Genomic DNA, 18728 nt, shown 5'->3' on the forward strand with positions numbered 1-18728 from the left:
ATTGCAATGAGTAAGGAAGCATATATTATTGACGGAATCAGGACGCCAGTTGGAAATTTTGGCGGAACATTGAGCGCTGTTCGTGCAGATGATCTGGCAGCGATGGTCATTGAAGAACTGGTAAAAAGAAATCCTGAGATCCCAAAAGAGGCTATCAATGATGTCATTTTAGGCTGCCATAACCAGGCGGGTGAAGACAATAGAAATGTAGCAAGAATGGCGGCTCTTTTATCTGGACTTCCAGTTACTGTTCCTGGAGAAACGGTCAACCGACTATGTTCGTCGGGCATGTCTGCTATCGTCCATGCCTACCGTGCGGTCAAAGCCGGAGATGGTGATATTTTTATTTCCGGAGGAGTGGAACACATGACCAGAAGCCCTCTCATTGTTTCAAAGCCATCCAAGGGATTTGGTACGGATTCAAAAATGGAGGATTCCTCTTTTGGCTGGCGTTTTGTGAATCCGAAAATGCAAGAAATGTATGGTACCGATCCTATGGGAATGACAGCAGAAAATCTGGTGGATATGTATGGGATTTCAAGGGAAGACCAGGATAAGTTTTCGCTTTCATCCCAGCTGAAAGCTGCACAGGCTATACAGAACGGAAGGTTAGCCGAAGAGATTATGCCAGTGGTGATACCACAAAAAAAGGGTGAACCGCTTGTTTTTGACAAGGATGAATTTGTTCGCGGAAACTCAACATTAGAAGGGTTGAGCAAATTAAAACCGGCTTTTAAAAAAGACGGAACGGTTACAGCAGGAAATGCATCTGGTCTAAATGATGGAGCTGCTGCTGTATTTGTGGCTTCAGGAGATGCGGTAGAAAAATATGGATTAAAGCCTCTTGCAAAAATCGTGAGTTCGGCAGTTACCGGCGTAGAACCACGAATTATGGGTATCGGCCCTGTAAGTGCAACGCAAAAGGCGTTGCAGAAAGCTGGGCTTACCTTAGATGATATTCAAGTTATGGAATTTAATGAAGCGTTTGCCGCACAGGCATTGGCCTGTACCAGAGCCTTGGGTTTAGCAGATAATGATCCACGTATCAATCCCAATGGCGGAGCTATTGCTATTGGTCATCCTTTGGGTATGTCGGGCACAAGAATTACGTATACCGCTGCGCTCGAACTTCACAAGAAAAATGCGAAGTATGCACTCGCTACCATGTGTGTTGGTGTGGGGCAAGGTTATGCTATTATATTGGAGAAAGTTTGATATTAGAAAGTAGACTTTAGACATAAGACATAAGACATTAGAATTGGTGGGCGGTGGGGACACTGATCACGGCGTCGATTAATGGTTGGTGGGGACACCAACCATGGCGACCAAGGACATCAACCATGGCGACAAGGGACACCAACTATGGCGACCAAGGACACCAACCATGTCGACCAAGAGACGAACCATGTCTTTTGCGCGAACAAGGCATAATGATAAACGTTCCACACCGATGGTGAGATTTTTATATTAACATCGGTCTATTCTACCAACTCATTCTTCTTACTAATACGGTTTTATTGTCATCAAATAAAGCAACATAATAGTTTTTTCCTCCTTCTACTTCGTAATTATATTGATGCTTGATTTTTGTTTTTGTTTTTTGAATTGCCGTTTTGGTTTCATGAGAATGCCATTTGTCTTCCTTAATTTCTTCAAACTTCAATTTCTCAATCTGAATTTTAATTTTTTCAATTTCCTCCTGAGTTGTTTCTAATAAAAAAACAGAATTATAGTCGCCAAAATGATCTGGAAATGTTGCAGTTTTATAAATGAATTTTGATTTTTTAGGGAATTCTATTTGAGTTAAATTTTTAAATTCATTTTTATAGAAATCTTCAGTAGGGTAAAATGCAGTCCAAACAAAATATGTTGAAATTATGATTGGGGTAAATGCTAAATATCTATAAATTTTATTTGGGAACTTCCTATTGAGATATTTATATAGGTAGGAGGTTATTGCAATTAATATTCCTATTATCAACAGAATAACCAAAAATATTACTCCCAAAAACATAATTCCGTCCATTTTTACCTTAACTACATTGTGATATCACTTAGTGACAGAAAACGATACAATACAAGTTTCTCAAGAAGCAAAACATAAATATTTTTTGAAATAATATCTTTATCATATTTCATTAAATGACACACCAATATAAATAAAGTTGTGTTAAATAGATGGTTTTCAATTAAAGAAACTTAATTAATATATGACTAAATAGCTACTCAGCTTAGCCCGATTTGACTAACTCTATTTTTATATTAAAGAGATTTTTGGGGAATCTGATTACTTGCTGAATATATTTCTTATTTTAATAGTTGCTTTAAAAATAATTTTCATTAGGTAGCCAAAAATCAACCCTCCTATAGCACTGATTACTACCACTAATAATATCATTATTAAAGGGATTTCTGAACCATCTAAATAGAGCATAACCATAAATATTAAAAACATAAATGCACCCCAAATTAATCCAATTTTAAGCCAACTTATTTTTTGCAGAGGGGATGTTGTTGTTTCTAAATTGATATCAATAAATCTTTGTGGTTGTTTTTTAAGCCAATTATTTTTCAAGGCGTTTTTAAACCAACCCCAAATAGGAAATGTAATAACTAGAATAATAAGGCTGAAGACATTTGTCAAGCAAGGAATTATATTCCCACATGTATTACAATAAAGTCCAAACCAATTCTTAAATGCAGTTCCATTTACAGATGACCAAGTTCTTCCATCATGTAAGGTTTCACAATGAGGACAAGGCACTATACTTCTTTCAAACCATTGTTTGTCTGTTGTTTTTTCCTCAAGTGAAATCTTGGGAACTCGTTGCCCCAAAATAAGTTCATTTACCATTATTCCTGGATTTAACAACCAATGCAACATCATCCAATTTTCCAAGTATATACCTTAAATTTACTTTTATCAAAATCCATAAATATCTAAACAACTGGCTTACAAGTTTTTATTACCACAAGATTATAAAAAAATGACAATAGGAAAATCATAAACTTTTTTTCATCCAGCCCACATAAATAGACGCTTCAAGCCTTGGCTGGTGGGGCAATAAGGCATTTTTTCCAAGTGCATAGGAATTGCGCGACAAGCCACCTTAAATGAGGAACCGTTTTGGTTATTTTTGCACCTCAAAAGTATCGTCCTTAAGCTATGGAATGGCAAATCCCCTTGCGTTAGGAAGACCATCGAAAATGTTGGCCGGTGGGGACACCGACCACGGCCATCATTCTAAGCACATAATTTTTAAGCAGTCCTATACATATTAATTTATTAAATTTGTTTTATCAGCTCCTCTCCTATGATGATTGAGTGTTAATTACCACCAGATTAACCAATATTATAAAATGAAAAAATATTCTATAGAAGATATTATCCCTGATATAGATCAATCCATGGGTTATTATGTTGGTGTATTTGAGGAAACGCCGGATCCTGTCATTGAATGGCCGCATCGGCACAATTTTTATTCTTTGGTTTGGTTCAAAAAGGGCGTCGGGATTAATGTCATAGACTTTAATGAACATGAAATTTCATCTGATAAAATTTTCACTATTAATCCTAATCAAATTCATAATTGGAATTACTCCATTGATAGTTCCGGATATTTTATTCTTTTTGATTCCCCAACGGCAATGCATTTAAACATTGAATTTTCATATCCTTTCATTGATTTGAAAGAGGCAGACCTACAGTTTATCGATGAAATTTTTAAACGGATGCTTACAGGTAACAATCAATTATCTGCAATTTCTTACTTGGTTTCTCTACTCATATCCTCTGAAACTCGATATTATCATTCAAATCATATTATTTCAGAATTTAAGAACCTTATTTCGGGTAACCTTGATAAAAACCTTTCTATTGAACAATATGCAGATAAGCTTGGGATTGCCGCAGGAACATTGAACCAAACTTGTAAAATCGATACAGGGTTAACCGCAAAACAATTGCAATTGGAACTGAAAATTACTGAAGCAAAAAGATTGCTGTTATATGCTGATTTCAACTACAGTGAAATTGCTTTTAAATTGGGATTCGAGGATAGTTCTTATTTTTCAAGAATCTTTAAAAAGAAAACCGACCTTTCTCCTACAGAATTTCTTGAAAAGTACCCAAAAATCAGAAAGAAGTCCTAACTACTCCGATTGATTTAAGCCTAATTTTAATTTAAAAAATGAAATTAGTTTTGATCATTTTGCTTTTAACATTTAATATAAATGCTATCAGTCAAACAACTCCAAGAGAAATGCATTCACAGAGATTTAAACTGGGTTGGGAAAAACTCAAAGAAATTGACGGGGAAGCCGGCGAGAGGGTTATCAAAAGTTTAGAAGATATTTCGCCCGAGCTAGGAAAGTTCATTATTGAATATGCCTTTGGTGATATTTATTCAAGAGAGGGATTGGATATGAAATCCAAAGAAATTGCTGTTGTGGCAGCATTAACAGCTATGTGCAATGCAGAGCCACAGCTAAAAGTACATATCAATGGTGCTTTGAATACGGGAAGTACAATCAATGAAGTAAAAGAAGTTATCTTACAAATGTCTGTTTATTCAGGTTTTCCGAGTAGTATCAATGGGATGAACGCACTTCGAGAAGTTTTAACGGAAAGACAAGAAAACGGAATCAAGGACGATGTAGGTAAAGCGGCAACCAAGATTATTAAAATAGACCGTCTTACATTAGGTGAAAAGGAGTTATCGGCATTAGATAGCATGCAAGTGGAAAAACTTAAGAATATTTATGACGATTTTTCACCAGAATTGGTTCAGTTCACGCTCGAATACGGTTATGCTGATATTTTTTCAAGGGATAATTTAAGCAAAAAGCACCGTCAGATAGCAACTATTTCTGCTTTAACGGCATTGGGCACGGCAAAACCACAATTAAAATTCCATATAAATGCTGGGATAAACATCGGGATTACCGTAGATGAAATAAAAGAAATTATGTTGCTGATGTCAATTTATTCAGGATTTCCTTCTGCCATTAATGGAACGAATGTGTTAAAAGAAGTTCTATCGGAAAGATAAAATATGTCCGTGACAAATATCTCGCCCATGTAAACATAAAGTGTTTAGTTTTAAAGGCTGACAGGTTTCCTGTTTATAGCGAGCAGAAGGTAAACATTCATCACCTACGAAATGATGCGCGGACAGCAAGTCGAACATTTCCCTTGGGTAGAAAGTCATCGAAATAATGATAGTGATAGCCTAACTACCCATATTATTTAACGCAATTAAATTTCCGTCAAAGTCAATTTTATATTTAGTCTTCGAAAGATCAGTTAATAGAATGCCATCATTTTCAATTTTAAACTCTTCATCGCTGTCAATACAAACAAATATATCTTCACCTCCAAATTCCCATCTTATTTTTCCGTTTTTGTCAAGTTTTGAAATTTGAAGTTCACCATGGACTATATAATCTTCACGTTGTTGAAGAATTTTGAAACAAGTTGCTTGATCTGCTTTTGTCTTCCATTTCAATTCAAGGTTTGAAAGTGACACACAAAAAATTGTATCACCGCAGCAGACCAAAAATTGTTCTTTGTCAATAAGTGATGAATTCTGATGTATACAAGTTACGCCGCCCGATCCGATAATTATGCAACTGTCAATAATTTGGAAGTCTTTATATATTTTGATTCCGTGTTTGGAAGAACAATAATCTATAGCATTGTCACCAAAATAATGTTTTGAATAATTGAAATTATTGTTTGACGATCCAAAATTGTAGGTTGGTTCATCAAGCAATTCAATTGTAAGGTCTTTAAATTGATATGTTTTCATTAATTGTCAATCTTTTAATCTCATTTAAACTTTACAAATAAATTCTTAGCCATTTCAATTTTTCTTTAAATTTAGATATAAATGTTCGTTCAATTATTAACGCCTAGGTTATGATCAAGAGAATATTTTTATATATGGTTTTGGTTTTTGCTGTTTCATGTAGCAAGGATAGTGATGAATTTGCTGTTGATAATAGTCAGACAGGTATCGTAGGCCGATGGAAAGTAGTTGAAACGCAATTTGACGATGGTGGTGGCAATATACATGTTGAGGATCAGTCAGACAAAAATGAAATTATTACTTTTGATTCTGCAGGCAAAACAACTAACAATAAATTTTCATGTGATGGTATTTATACGTTTACGCCTAAGGAACCAAATAGTCCTACAGGTGCAAACTTAACTGTTACATTTGAGTGTAATGCGTTAGATCCAAAATCCGAAACCAGAAAAGAAAGTTTTCAAGCTTACATCAAGGACAATAATTATTTATCTCTCCGTAATTCAAGATGTATTGAACCATGCGCTGAGATTTATAGGAGATTAAAGTGATGGATTGAACAACACATTTGCGAAAGGAAACTTTTACAAAACCGACTGTATCCAACCATCAATTTTTGTTTCTATACTATCCACTATTGTTTCACTATATTTTATATTGCCTTCCTTATCTAAAAGCATATAATGTGGTATGCCATTAATTTTATGATCATCATAAATTTTATTACTTTGATTCTCATATAGGAAATAATGCTCCCCAGAAAGCTTTTGGGTGTATCCCTGCCAAATATTGTAGTTAGAAGATTCATCGGTGAGATATAAGAAAATTATATCCTTGTTATCTTTATATTTTTCTTTTAAGGGATGAATTTTTTCAAAACCTGCAATACATGGCCCACACCAAGTTGCCCAATTATCGATCAAGACAATCTTGCCCTTATACTTTGAAACAATATTTTCGAAAACATCCTCATTCTTACTGTCAAATGGCAAATAGTGAACATTCGAAAGGTTTACTTCTTTTGAATTCAATTCATTTTTAGTCAATATATAATTCTTGTAGAGGTCGTTTTTAAAATAGTTTAGAATCGCCAGTTTATGGTCTGGGTTTAATGAGTTTTCCCCTTTTAATTTTAGAATATAAGCAACTGCAATTATTCTTTCATAAAACTCTCTAAAATCATTTCCCAGGCTATTTCCAAAAATAGATTCTAACTTATTTTCGAACTCCCACGGACCAGAAATGGATATATCCGGAAGATTTAGCAATGAGTCTTTCAATATCGCGTTAAAAACTTCATATTGACCAGCATATTGAAATTTTAGAAACTGTGTTCTGTCCTTAAATATAGTTTGATAAAGATGAATACGTTCTTCATATTGCTGATTATTTGGAACATTCTCCATTTCATTTATTGCGTTAATTATTTCCCTGAGGTCTATAATCTCCTTACCAATAGTAAGCATCGTAGGATTTTGTGTGATAGTTTCTAAGTAATTGTTTTTCCTTTTAATCTTTTCATCCAAATATCCATTCAAATCGTCCGAATTTTCATAATCCACAGTATAACTAGTCCATGTTTCGTCCTTAGCTTCATTGAATACTAAGTTTTTAATTATTTCAACGAACTTCTTTGAATTATAAAAAAAATCTGTGTATTTCCCTTGGTAACTAACTTTAAAATTGGTTTTGTCTTCAAAATCAAACTCTATTGTATCAATTGAATTGGATTCAATATTTGAAATAAAATATTGTTCATCTAAAATGAAATGATAAGTTGAGAGATTTAATTTTCGGAATGACGTATAATAAGTTGAGTCATTGATTTTATTCAATTCGAACGGCAAGTACATTTCTAATAAATTGGAATATACACTTTGGATAATTCTAAAATCCTTTGGATAATCACCTTTTAATTTGAAGAGGATTGCACTGTAACCTTGGTTGGTTTTCTCTTGAGAAAAAGAAATCTTTGATGTTATCAAGCTAAATAAAACCAAAAATAGGGGGATATACTTTTTCATAGATTTACTTATTGATTAACTTAAAGATAATAAATAATCTAGAATAGTGATTTCACTGTATCAACCTGGTCAAGAAGGGTCAACTATTCTTTTTACAAGGTTTTGCAGCCTAAAAGAATTTTCGAAGCCGATGTCCGCTCATTTTCAAAGTCGGAAGAATGGATAAAATGCCGCGGCCAATGTGTGTTGGGCATGCCCTTCGACTCCGCTCAGGGACCACCCTTCGACTACTGGTTTCGGCTACTGATTTCGCCTACACTCAACCAACGCAACCAACGCAGGTACTGCTGCTTCAAGCCGTGGCTGGTGTCCCCTCCTGCCAACAAAAATATCCCTACGCCACTCAACCCTGTAGGGGTGTAACTATTATAGGCATGGTTGGTGGGGACGCCAACCATGGCGACCAAGAACACCAACCATGGCGACCAGGGAGACCAACCATGGCGACCACGGACATCATCCATTGCGATCAGGGGCACCAAACCTTCCCTACTAATACCCTATGCTTTCATCAACATCATATTTCATCGAAGGGTAATCCAGAACTCTACGGATTAAAGCCATTTGGCCAAGAAGATAATCTTCCCTTCCGATACTCATTCCAACAAAGTTTAACTTATCTTCTTTTATAAATGGAATACTCATACCCATTTCATACATTTCAGCTAGTGTTTCATCACTTGCATTCAATAGAGCTTGGTAAACTTTTGGTGAAATATCCGTGAAATTAGCTTTTAGTTGTTCCAATGTTGGGTATATTTTTGAGGTATCTAATGTTTTTCCCATAAAGAAAAGCTCTTTGTTAGGATCCTCATCAGTTATACCCAGGACATTTCCAAGGCTGTATCTCATATTGACATAGTTACCTACCATCCAAATCAAGTTATTTGTCTTATTATCAATTCGCTTAACGGCATCTTCTTCGCTAATGCCATCTATCGCTTGTAAAAATGTTTGAGTATGCATCCTATATGCTGGAATAATAGCATTCAGTTGTTTTGATTGTGCTGTGTCCATCTGATTTAAATTTTAGTGTATATCAAAGTTAGTGACACTTGTTTTGGATAAACTTGCCCTATGGCAAGTTTTTAAATCAACCTCAAATTGATTGAAAGAAAATGAGAAGACTTAATGGAGTCTGTATTTAAATTGAATTTTCGATCCGGTATTCAATTGGAGAAAGGCCAGTATTTTTTTTGAATGTCCTTGTGAAATGTGCTGGGTATCTAAACCCAAGATGATAGGCTATTTCATTGATAGTTTTTTTGTTTTCCAAAATTAAATCTTTGGCAATGTCTATCATTTTCAAATGGATAAATTGCAAAACCGTTTTCCCAGTTTCTTTTTTGATAAGGTCGCCAAAATAGTTGGTTGACAGGTGCAATTTTTCAGCAAAATAACCTACAGTTGGCAATCCTTTTGTTTTGGGTTGGTCAGACTGAAAATAGAAATTCAAATAATTTTCAAATGATATCAAAACATCTTTATTGACTTGATTTCTGGTAATAAATTGTCTGTCATAAAATCCATTGCAATAATTTAGGAACAGTTGAATATTCTCTATGATCAACATTTTGCTGTGCTTATCTAAACCTTGGTTTAATTCAAACAATATTTTCTCAAAACTATCCAAAACTATTTTTCTTTCTTTCTGGGATATATGCAAAGCTTCATTTGATTCGTAGAAAAAGAAGGAATAATCATGTATAATTTTTCCCAATGAAGTTCCATGTAAGAAATCAGGATGAAAAGCTAGTGCAAAACCTTGTGGCTTATAATCAGTATTGATATCAACATGGATTACCTGGCCTGGAGCAACAAACACCAAGGTTCTATCTTGATAATCATATTGTTGTTTTCCATATTTCAAATCCCCACAAACGACATCTTTTAGATAAACTATATAGAAGTCAAAAACCATCTTAGAGGCATAAATTTCTGGAACCCGACCGTCGAAATCAATAACACTCACCATTGGATGCAGGTTTTCTTTATGGTAGAAAGCATCATGCTCACTCACTGTTTTGATTTTAAGAATGTCGTCCATTATAATTATTTGAATATCCTAAAATTACCAAAATGAATCAATCCATCATTAAAATACTCAACTATCTGTGGAATTGGTAGCATATTCCGTGAATTGTATAATTTATTCTTTAAATCAATCATGACCTTTGTATTTAAGATATCGTACAAACAAAAACTTACACCACGGTGTATAATTTTAAAAACAAGAAAATCACATTACTATGAAAACAATGGAAGGTAAAGTTGCATTGGTTACTGGTGCAGCACAAGGAATAGGATTTGCTGCTGCCAAAGCCTTTGCGGAGGCAGGCGCATCCGTTGTATTGTCAGATTTAGAAGGAGAAATGCTGGATAATGCCGTACAAAAATTAACATCTAATGGGTATAATGCTATTGGTATACCATGTGACGTATCAAATGAGAGTCAGGTTGAGAACTTGATTAATAAAACAGTATCAAAATATGGTCGACTTGATGCAGCTTATAATAATGCTGCAATTCAAAACAAGCTTGCCGATGCTGCCGATCAAAGCAGTGAGGATTTTGACAGGGTGATCAGTATCAATTTAAAGGGCGTTTGGAATTGCATGAAATATGAGTTACAACAAATGCGCAAACAAGGTCATGGAGCAATCGTAAACTGCTCTTCCATTGGCGGTATATTAGGCGGTGCCCAAAGAGGGACTTATCATGCTGCAAAACATGGGGTAATAGGCTTAACAAAAAGTGCAGCTCTCGAATATGCTTCACAAGGAATCCGAATAAATTCGATCTGTCCTGGGATTATCCATACTCCGATGGTTGATAAAATGATGGCGGAAGGACAACAAGATGTATTGGATGCTATGATTGCTACCGTTCCGGCAATGCGTTTGGGAAAATCTGAAGAAATTGCAAATGCAGTTGTTTGGTTATGTAGTGACTCCTCGAGTTTTGTTATCGGACATACACTAGTGGTAGATGGAGGTTATAGCATTCAGTAAGCGTAAATACTTAATATTTAGTTAATTATAAATCGTTAAATTTTATTTTTATAATCAAAATACTTGATTTTCATTATTTGTTTAAGCAAATTTGTATTCAAAATTAACCAATACGAATATATCAGCTATTTGAGCAAATTATGAAAATTATATATTTTATCTTTACTTTCTGTTTAGTTTTATCCACTTCACAGGTTTATGCTCAAAGCTATTCTGAATTTTACAGGTTTTATCTCTCCGCTCAGGGCGGTATACCTGTATTCTGGGGAGACTTATCTACTATTGGAAAAAAATTCCATCCAGGATATACATTCAATATTCAACCAGGATTTAGATTCAACGATTGGATTTCCCTTGAATTTGATCTTGGAATTGGGAAAGGAAAGCTAGGTCCAAAAGACTGGCAAAAAGATTACTTGATCCATAGCAATGGAGTTATAGCTAAAGAAATCGGGGAATTTCTAGTCAAGGATATTTATAGTGAAATAAATTTTTATAGAGCAGGATTTCGTGTCCCTGTTAATCTAATGAATCTTACTTCAAAAAAGCATCGTTCCTTTAACATTGAATTAGCCCCTACTCTATTTCTAAATAATTTTAATCCTGGACTTTACAGTAAAACCAACTACAAGAAAATCAGTGATGGTCAAAACTCAAAATTCTTGAGTTACTCTTTTGGTGGAGATCTAAGTTTTATAAAGCAAATTAATCACAGAACGTTCTTGTATTTTCGACCAGGTTTATATTGGTTAGAAGATGAAAGATTTGAAGGTATCACGAGGCATGATCCCACAAATTCTAATTTGCAGTTTGATTTGGCTTTAGGAGTAAGAATAAAATTAGGCTATGATCGGAATAGAAATATTGCTATTAGCACTTCTAGAGTGAGAGTATCTCCTGCTCATATTAGAATACCGAAGGTTGAAAAATCAACTAAAATAATTTCAATGGAAATTAAAGCTGATCCCGTAGATTCAATTCCGATAGCCTTGACGTTGAAACCAATCACAAAAATAGATACTGTGTTTTACGAATTCGATAGCTTCGAAATAACTTCCAACATACAAAAAGACGTTTTGAACGAGGTTATTTCTTTTGCAAAACTTCATCCAAAAGCAACTATTCATATTGAAGGTTGGACGGATTTGAGCGGTTCCAAAGGCTATAACCAAATTCTTTCAGAACGTAGAGCCAATACAGTTAAGAACTATCTCATAGAAAATGGAATAGACCAATATCGAATCCAAACCAAAGGAATGGGAATAGATTACGATAATGGAATATCGGAAAAAGGAAGAAAGTCAGTAATTGTTGTGAAGTTATTGACTCCCCAATAATCAAACTATTTCTCGTCCAAAAAATCCCGGATAGCTATTTGGGAATTGATCCCTTTTATGGTCTCTATTTCAACATTTTTTCCATCTTCACCAATAAGGGAAGCATTTACGTCATCATCAATCTGGATTTGCAGATAGGTCAGTATTTCCTTTTTCTGCTTTTTACCATTAATCGGGAAGCATACCTCTACCCTGTTGAACACATTGCGGAACATCCAGTCCGAAGATCCTAAAAACACTAAATCATCTCCTGCATGGTAAAAATTAAATATCCTAGAATGCTCAAGGAATCTGCCTACAATCCTTTTGATTTGGATATTTTCACTCATCCCTTTTATACCCGGAATCAATCGACAGATCCCACGTACGATCAGCTCTATTTGAACTCCTTTTTGAGATGCCTCATATAGTTTTTCTATCAAACTTTCTTCTTCCAAGTTATTGAGTTTGATTCGAATCTTTCCTTTTCTACCGGCTTCAGCTTCCTTGATTTCGAAATCAATCAACTTTAGGAATTCTTCGTAAAGATTAAAATGAGCAACGAGAAGATGTTTGAATTCAATATTATCGTCGACTGTTTTCCTTCTGTTCTGGCTCAAGAAGACAAACAACTGGTGCAACTCTTCCAAAATTGCTTGATTGGAAGTCAGCATGGAATGGTCAGTATACTGTTTGGCTGTATTTTCATTCAGATTACCGGTGGAAAGCAAACCATAATATTTATTGTTCTTTATGACCAAGGCGACTTTCGCATGAACCTTTATCTTGGGGATACCATACGAAATATGAACACCTTCAGATTTCAGTCTCTTAGCCCAAAGGATATTGTTGCTTTCATCAAAGCGAGCTTTCAGTTCTACAAATACAAAAACTTTTTTTCCGTTTCTTGCGGCATTTAATAAGGCATGACCAATTTTTGAGTCTTTAGCAAGTCGATAAACTGTCGTATAGATATGCGAAACATTTGGATCGAGAGCAGCCTCATTGAAAAACCTGAGCACCAAATCATAATCATGGTAAGGCGTGTGCAGCAGAATATCTTCGTGATCAAGGACATCGAAAATATTAGGCATTTCAAAATTTGAGGAATCCAACTGAGAAACCGGCTTAAAGGGTTCGAATTGCAAATCTTGATTGTCTATTGGAAAAGAAAAAAAGTCTTTAAGGTTGTGATAAAGACCACCTTTCATGGTATTTGATTTCTTAAGATTCAAGTATTCAAGGGCATTTTGCAATTCCGATTCCGGCAGGTTAAAAGGATAAAGTAACCTTGTTGCTAATCCGAAATCTCTTTTCTTCAATTCTTTGCGCAGTTCTTCACTCAGATCTTTACCTGCTTCTTCTTTTATGTTCAATTCAGCTTCACGCGTAACCTTAAAGCTATAAATCTGACTTAAATTTTTAAATAGATCATTCTCTTGAATAAAATGCTTGATAATATCATCTATAAAAAAGACATAATCGTATCCATCATGATGAATAACTTTAAATCGGGAAGCATTTTCACTTGGGATTTTAATAATATAAGCGTTCTCCTCTTTGGTAGTACAATAGAAGTAAATTTGATTGTTTAGAGGAAAAAAATCAGGTACTTTCTTAAGGTCCACAATGTGTATATATGAAGCGAGATTCACCTGAAAATGCTTTCTGAGTTCAGGTATTGCAAACTCAGGAATTTTATTTCCATAATTCAAGATTATACCTTCTTCCCTTAATTTCGGAAGGATACTTTTCACCAGAATTTTACCGAATAATTTCTGTTGCCTTCTGATGATTTGTTTGATCTCCTTATAAGTACTTGGCTGAGAATCCTCTACTTGACTTTTAGTTTTGTTTTTCTTGATGATTTTTCGCTTCCCATATATCATGGGTATTCTAACGCGAAAGAATTCGTCGAGATTAGAGGAATAAATGGCAAGGAATTTCATCCTTTCCAAAAGTGGAGTTGACTCTTTTTTCGCCTCCCCTAAAACTCGTTCATTAAAATACAACCAACTGATATCCCTGTCAATGAATTTCGCTTCCATATTTATCTTGAATCTATTCTAAAACTAATTTTTCTATAAGCAAATATGATACAAGATAATTGTAAAAAATGATAATAAAATGTTAAAAGAGTCATAAAAATGGGGAATAATTATTCGATTAAATTTTATTCATATATCATCGGAATAACTTTTGAGAGTTTAATGCTAATGCTAATTGAGGAGAAATTTATCTTCTCATTTTAGAAAATAAATTACCAAATTTTTCAAGATAAATTTATTTTTATTGTTTTATATTAAATAGGTTACGATAAATTGAAAGATTTATCTAAAATCGAAGGATATAATACAACAACCATCAAAAAATTATGACTAGAGAAGAAATTCAAAACCTTACTGAAAAACATGGTCTTGTAATAACAGATGATATTACCTTCAATGATATGGGAATCGACTTTAGGGTTGGAATGGTTACAGATATTAACGGTCAAAAATGGATCCTCCGGATTCCTAGACGGGAGGATATGTCTGTTCAAATTGAGGAAGAAAAGCATATTTTGGATCTAGTAAAAAAACATCTATCAGTAGAGGTACCTGATTGGAGGATTGCAAACCATGAATTGATAGCTTACCCCCTTCTTACAGATAAACCTGCTTTAACTTTCGATGCCAATACTTATGAAGTGACTTGGAATTTGGACAAAGAAAGTCCCAATTATGTTCCTTCTCTAGCAAAGGTACTTTTAGAACTTCATGGCATTTCTGAATCTGAAGTGAAAGAAAAGGAATTAAAGATAAAATCTAGCTCAGAAATCAGAAAAGAAATCGAAGATCAACTTAAGCTTGTAAAAGCTGAAATCGGTATTTCAAATGAGTTGGAAACACGGTATAAGAATTGGCTTGACAATGAACGTCTTTGGCCAGCATTCTCAAAATTTATCCATGCTGATCTCTATGCGGGCCATATCCTAACCAATGAAAAAAATGAAGTTTCCGGTATTATTGATTGGACTACTGCACATATGGGTGATATAGCAATGGATTTTTCTGGTCATTTAAAGGTTTTTGGGGAGGAGAGCTTAAAACTGTTGATTGAAGAATACAAGAAACTTGGCGGTCAAACTTGGGAACATCTCTATGAACAATCGGTCGAAAGAGCCGCGGCCACCGCCCTAGCTTATGGATTTTTCGCCGTGGAAACAAAAAATGATTTTCATATAAAAGGAGCAAAAGAAATGTTGGGAGTATAAATTTGATTTCAAATTTATTTCATATCTTCCATCACAAACCAATTATATGCTAAGGATTATTTACCACTTTTTACAATTCATTAAAAACCCATCGGATCATAAATTAAGACCATTAACAAAAAATACAGTCTCTAAAATATTTTTCAGCTTATTTCTGTTTAATATAGCTATAATGGTTCTTATTCTTCCTTTATTATATTACATTGATTTTTTGGTGCCATTAATAAATCATCCGGATTTATTATTTGAATCGCCAGTTGGTGTTATAATAGCTATTGGAATATTTGCTCCACTAATTGAAGAATTTATTTTTAGATATTTTCTGTCATACAAAAGGTTTTATGACAATTTCATTTCTAGAAATAATTGGAGAAAGAGATTCAGATGGATAGTATACAGCAGTACTTTGATTTTTGGACTTATTCATTTAGAGAACTATATGAACGACAGCTGGATCTTCTATTCGGTTGCCTTAATCATCGTACTACCTCAAATAATAATTGGATTTATATTAGCATATATTCGAGTTAGATTGGGTTTCCGATATTCAATCTTTTATCATGCTCTATGGAATCTTTCAATTTTAACTTTCGGGGTTACAGCCACTTATTTAATGAACCCAGTTATAGAGTATAAAAAAAACAATATAGAATTAAAAGTTGATTGTACTCCATTTAGAGATCGATATATTGATAAATTTGATATTGATAAACAGCAGGACACCATCTATAATATTGACATCAAACAATTCCCTTTGCAGGTCATAGTTGATAGTATTTATGGAAAAGGAGTATATCATGTAAATGATCAGTTCCTAAATATTCAATTAAAATCAGAAGCAGGAATTCACAAGGATGAATTTCTGAAAATAATGGATGAAGAATTTACGATTATAGACAAGGTTACCTTGAAGTAACCGGTAACCAAAAAGTAAGTCATAGTAATCTTTCTTTACAGTATCTTTAGTTTTGTCTCAACAAAAAAAAGCAATATGAAAACTAACAATCATACTACAAAAATTCTATTAGCAAAATCCTACGGTCCATCTGAAGTTTTGGAAATTCAAGAATATAAATTAGAGTCTTTACCGGAAGGTTTTGCGAGGATACGGACGAAGGCTGCCGGTATCAACCCAATTGATGCACGCAGAATGACTGGTGAATTCAAACATGCAGGATTACCACAAACATTTGGAACTGAATTCAGCGGTGAAATTATAGCTGTCGGTCAGAATGCTGAGGGTTGTAAAATTGGTGATGCAGTATTAGGTTCTGGCGGAAGTTTCACCCATGCCACGATCATCGATGTGCCTATTGGCAATTTAATCCGTAAGCCTGAGAATATTTCTTGGGAAGTGGCAGGTTCAATTCCTGGGGTTGCACAGACTGCGATGACGATTTTGGATGAAATTGGTCCTGTTAAATCCCTGTTGATACATGGTGCTTCTGGTGGTGTTGGTTCAATTACGGTCCAACTAGCCAAAGAAAGAGGAATTGAAGTTATAGGAACTTCTTCAAAAAGAAACTTAGAATATGTTCAAGGCCTTGGAGCAATAGCTATCGAATACGGTGAGGGATTGATCGATAGAATCCAAGCTGCCCATCCAGAACCAATTGATGCAGCTGTAGATATGGCGGGAACTGAAGAAGCTACGCAAACTTCATTGGCGACCGTTAAAAAAGATGGTATAATCAGTACAATCGCTGGAAAGAAAACTTCTTCGGATAGGGTTATTCCGATTTGGGTGAAACGCAATCCTAAAAACCTTCAACATGTAGTTGATGGTATTGAAGGTGGCACTTTCAATTGGGAAATTGATAGCGTATTTCCATTTGAAAATGCAAGTGACGCATATAGCAAAGTCTTGGAAGGTCACACCAAAGGAAAAACAGTGCTATCATTCTAGACAGGAATATGAATGTAGTTCAAAAAGATAAAATCTGAATAAAATAATGAGAAAATATAGCATATGAAGGTTGATGGAGACATCAACCTTTTTTGTATTTTTATTCGTTTAAAAAATCATACCATGAAAGCAGGCGCTAACGAAAGAGTTTATAAAATGTCCTTTGCGGGGGTCTATCCCCATTATATTGCTAAGGCTGAAAAAAAAGGTCGGACCAAGGAAGAAGTTGATGAAATCATTTTTTGGTTAACTGGATACAATGAAAATGATCTCAAGAGAATATTGGAAGATAAGACCAATTTCGAAGATTTCTATAATAATGCTCCCCGTTTTAATCCGAATGCCTCACTTATAACTGGGGTAATTTGTGGATACCGAGTTGAAAACATCGAAGAACCACTCATGCAAAAGTTAAGGTATTTAGACAAACTTATTGACGAGTTGGCTAAAGGCAAATCTATGGAAAAGATTTTGAGAAAATAATTCTTCAGCTAGGCTTAAAGGTAAACACTTGGCCTTACACCAAAGTATTTATTGAAATCTCTGGAAAAATTAGATTGAACCGAATAACCAACCATAGAAGAAACTTGGGTCACGGTATATTTCTTTGTTTGAAGTAATTCGGCTGCCTTTTTTAATTTTGCATGCCTGATCAATTCATTAGGCTTAAGGCTGGAATATTTCTCTACCTTTCTATATAAGGTTGGTCTACTCACATTCATCAGTCTTGCCAGAAGGTTTACCGTAATATCCATCATTGAAATATTCTCTTCTATCAATAAATTCAACTTATCCATAAAGTGGTCTGTTGAAATTTGGTCGTTCTTTTTGGATTTGTTATTTCTGGTGTTTGTGAAAAAATTTTTTATTTTCTGTCTGTTAAGGAGGATATTCTGTATCTGAGCTTTTAAGAATTCCAGGGAGAATGGTTTTTCAATATAAATATCAGCGCCGTTATTGAGACCTAAAATTTTCAATTCAATTCCATACTGTGATGACATGAAGATAACGGGTATATGACTTAACTGGGGGTCGCTTTTGATTTGCCTACACAGAAGTATCCCATCCAAATCGGGAATCTTGATTTCCGACAATACCAAATGAACTTCTTGTTGATTAAGAATTTCGAGCGCCTCTTCTCTGTTACTAGCTCTCAAAATAGCATAATCCACCTTTAATTCCTTATTCAAATATGCCAATAACTCCTTATCATTTTCTACTAAAAGTATGGTCGGATTTGAGGCATCCAAATTGGAACAAATTGCCGGGAACTGCACTTTATTTTTTTCTAAGTTTTGGTTGGATAGGTATATAAAATTTGAATTAAGAGCTGAATCCATAACGTAAGTTTAATGTATGCTTATAAGGTTACTGTAAAATACAAATTAATTCTAAAACCTTTAGT

General features: G+C 34.5%; 18 protein-coding genes. 10 read left to right on the forward strand and 8 right to left on the reverse strand.

Annotated features, from left to right (window positions below):
• Window positions 1–6 precede the first annotated feature (6 nt).
• Entirely contained in the window at window positions 7–1215 is a 1209-nt protein-coding gene (gene pcaF, locus CRT24_RS11210; protein ID WP_099371325.1) for a 3-oxoadipyl-CoA thiolase, read from the forward strand.
• A gap of 268 nt (window positions 1216–1483) precedes the next feature.
• Here the strand turns inward: pcaF and CRT24_RS11215 are convergent, their stop codons facing one another.
• Window positions 1484–2014, reverse strand: coding sequence for a hypothetical protein (locus tag CRT24_RS11215; RefSeq protein WP_180269118.1), 531 nt, complete (start codon window positions 2012–2014; stop codon window positions 1484–1486).
• Window positions 2015–2287: 273 nt separating this feature from the next.
• Window positions 2288–2899, reverse strand: coding sequence for a hypothetical protein (locus CRT24_RS11220; protein ID WP_218962615.1), 612 nt, complete (start codon window positions 2897–2899; stop codon window positions 2288–2290).
• A gap of 461 nt (window positions 2900–3360) precedes the next feature.
• On the opposite strand from CRT24_RS11220, the gene CRT24_RS11225 reads away from it, so the two are divergent.
• Both CRT24_RS11225 and CRT24_RS11230 read left to right on the forward strand, forming a co-directional pair.
• Complete coding sequence (locus CRT24_RS11225; protein ID WP_099371327.1) at window positions 3361–4152, forward strand: AraC family transcriptional regulator; 792 nt, start codon at window positions 3361–3363, stop codon at window positions 4150–4152.
• A 38-nt stretch (window positions 4153–4190) separates the two neighbouring features.
• Window positions 4191–5051, forward strand: coding sequence for a carboxymuconolactone decarboxylase family protein (locus CRT24_RS11230; protein WP_180269119.1), 861 nt, complete (start codon window positions 4191–4193; stop codon window positions 5049–5051).
• Between the two features lie 180 nt (window positions 5052–5231).
• Here the strand turns inward: CRT24_RS11230 and CRT24_RS11235 are convergent, their stop codons facing one another.
• Window positions 5232–5810 (reverse strand): hypothetical protein, encoded by a 579-nt coding sequence (locus tag CRT24_RS11235; RefSeq protein ID WP_099371328.1) that lies wholly within the window; start codon window positions 5808–5810, stop codon window positions 5232–5234.
• Between the two features lie 110 nt (window positions 5811–5920).
• Here CRT24_RS11235 and CRT24_RS11240 point away from each other — a divergent pair, with 110 nt between their 5' ends.
• Entirely contained in the window at window positions 5921–6361 is a 441-nt protein-coding gene (locus CRT24_RS11240; protein ID WP_144034568.1) for a hypothetical protein, read from the forward strand.
• Between the two features lie 33 nt (window positions 6362–6394).
• Here CRT24_RS11240 and CRT24_RS11245 read toward each other — a convergent pair whose 3' ends face one another.
• The 3 genes from CRT24_RS11245 to CRT24_RS11260 form a co-directional block, all read right to left on the reverse strand.
• Complete coding sequence (locus tag CRT24_RS11245) at window positions 6395–7834, reverse strand: TlpA disulfide reductase family protein (RefSeq protein WP_099371330.1); 1440 nt, start codon at window positions 7832–7834, stop codon at window positions 6395–6397.
• A 492-nt stretch (window positions 7835–8326) separates the two neighbouring features.
• Window positions 8327–8851, reverse strand: a complete 525-nt coding sequence (locus tag CRT24_RS11255; RefSeq protein WP_099371332.1) for a hypothetical protein — start codon at window positions 8849–8851, stop codon at window positions 8327–8329.
• A 127-nt stretch (window positions 8852–8978) separates the two neighbouring features.
• A complete protein-coding gene (locus tag CRT24_RS11260; RefSeq protein WP_099371333.1) occupies window positions 8979–9881 on the reverse strand; it encodes an AraC family transcriptional regulator in 903 nt (300 codons plus the stop codon).
• Between the two features lie 202 nt (window positions 9882–10083).
• Between CRT24_RS11260 and CRT24_RS11265 the strand changes: the two genes are divergently transcribed.
• A complete protein-coding gene (locus tag CRT24_RS11265) occupies window positions 10084–10845 on the forward strand; it encodes an SDR family oxidoreductase (protein ID WP_099371334.1) in 762 nt (253 codons plus the stop codon).
• A 140-nt stretch (window positions 10846–10985) separates the two neighbouring features.
• Window positions 10986–12182 (forward strand): OmpA family protein, encoded by a 1197-nt coding sequence (locus tag CRT24_RS11270; protein WP_099371335.1) that lies wholly within the window; start codon window positions 10986–10988, stop codon window positions 12180–12182.
• A gap of 5 nt (window positions 12183–12187) precedes the next feature.
• On the opposite strand, the gene ppk1 is transcribed toward CRT24_RS11270, so the two are convergent.
• Complete coding sequence (gene ppk1, locus CRT24_RS11275) at window positions 12188–14209, reverse strand: polyphosphate kinase 1 (protein WP_099371336.1); 2022 nt, start codon at window positions 14207–14209, stop codon at window positions 12188–12190.
• A gap of 326 nt (window positions 14210–14535) precedes the next feature.
• On the opposite strand from ppk1, the gene CRT24_RS11280 reads away from it, so the two are divergent.
• From CRT24_RS11280 to CRT24_RS11295, 4 genes are all read left to right on the forward strand, one after another.
• Complete coding sequence (locus CRT24_RS11280; protein WP_099371337.1) at window positions 14536–15417, forward strand: macrolide 2'-phosphotransferase; 882 nt, start codon at window positions 14536–14538, stop codon at window positions 15415–15417.
• A gap of 172 nt (window positions 15418–15589) precedes the next feature.
• Window positions 15590–16333 (forward strand): CPBP family intramembrane glutamic endopeptidase, encoded by a 744-nt coding sequence (locus CRT24_RS11285; protein WP_180269120.1) that lies wholly within the window; start codon window positions 15590–15592, stop codon window positions 16331–16333.
• Window positions 16334–16408: 75 nt separating this feature from the next.
• Window positions 16409–17323: an NADP-dependent oxidoreductase gene (locus CRT24_RS11290; RefSeq protein WP_099371339.1), complete on the forward strand. Its 915-nt coding sequence runs from the start codon at window positions 16409–16411 to the stop codon at window positions 17321–17323.
• A gap of 123 nt (window positions 17324–17446) precedes the next feature.
• Window positions 17447–17806: a DUF2200 domain-containing protein gene (locus tag CRT24_RS11295; RefSeq protein ID WP_099371340.1), complete on the forward strand. Its 360-nt coding sequence runs from the start codon at window positions 17447–17449 to the stop codon at window positions 17804–17806.
• A 14-nt stretch (window positions 17807–17820) separates the two neighbouring features.
• On the opposite strand, the gene CRT24_RS11300 is transcribed toward CRT24_RS11295, so the two are convergent.
• A complete protein-coding gene (locus CRT24_RS11300; protein WP_099371341.1) occupies window positions 17821–18663 on the reverse strand; it encodes a response regulator in 843 nt (280 codons plus the stop codon).
• Window positions 18664–18728: the final 65 nt, after the last annotated feature.

The sequence above is a fragment of the Sphingobacterium sp. 1.A.5 genome (genome assembly GCF_002734235.1).
GTDB classification, from domain to species: Bacteria; Bacteroidota; Bacteroidia; order Sphingobacteriales; family Sphingobacteriaceae; genus Sphingobacterium; species Sphingobacterium daejeonense.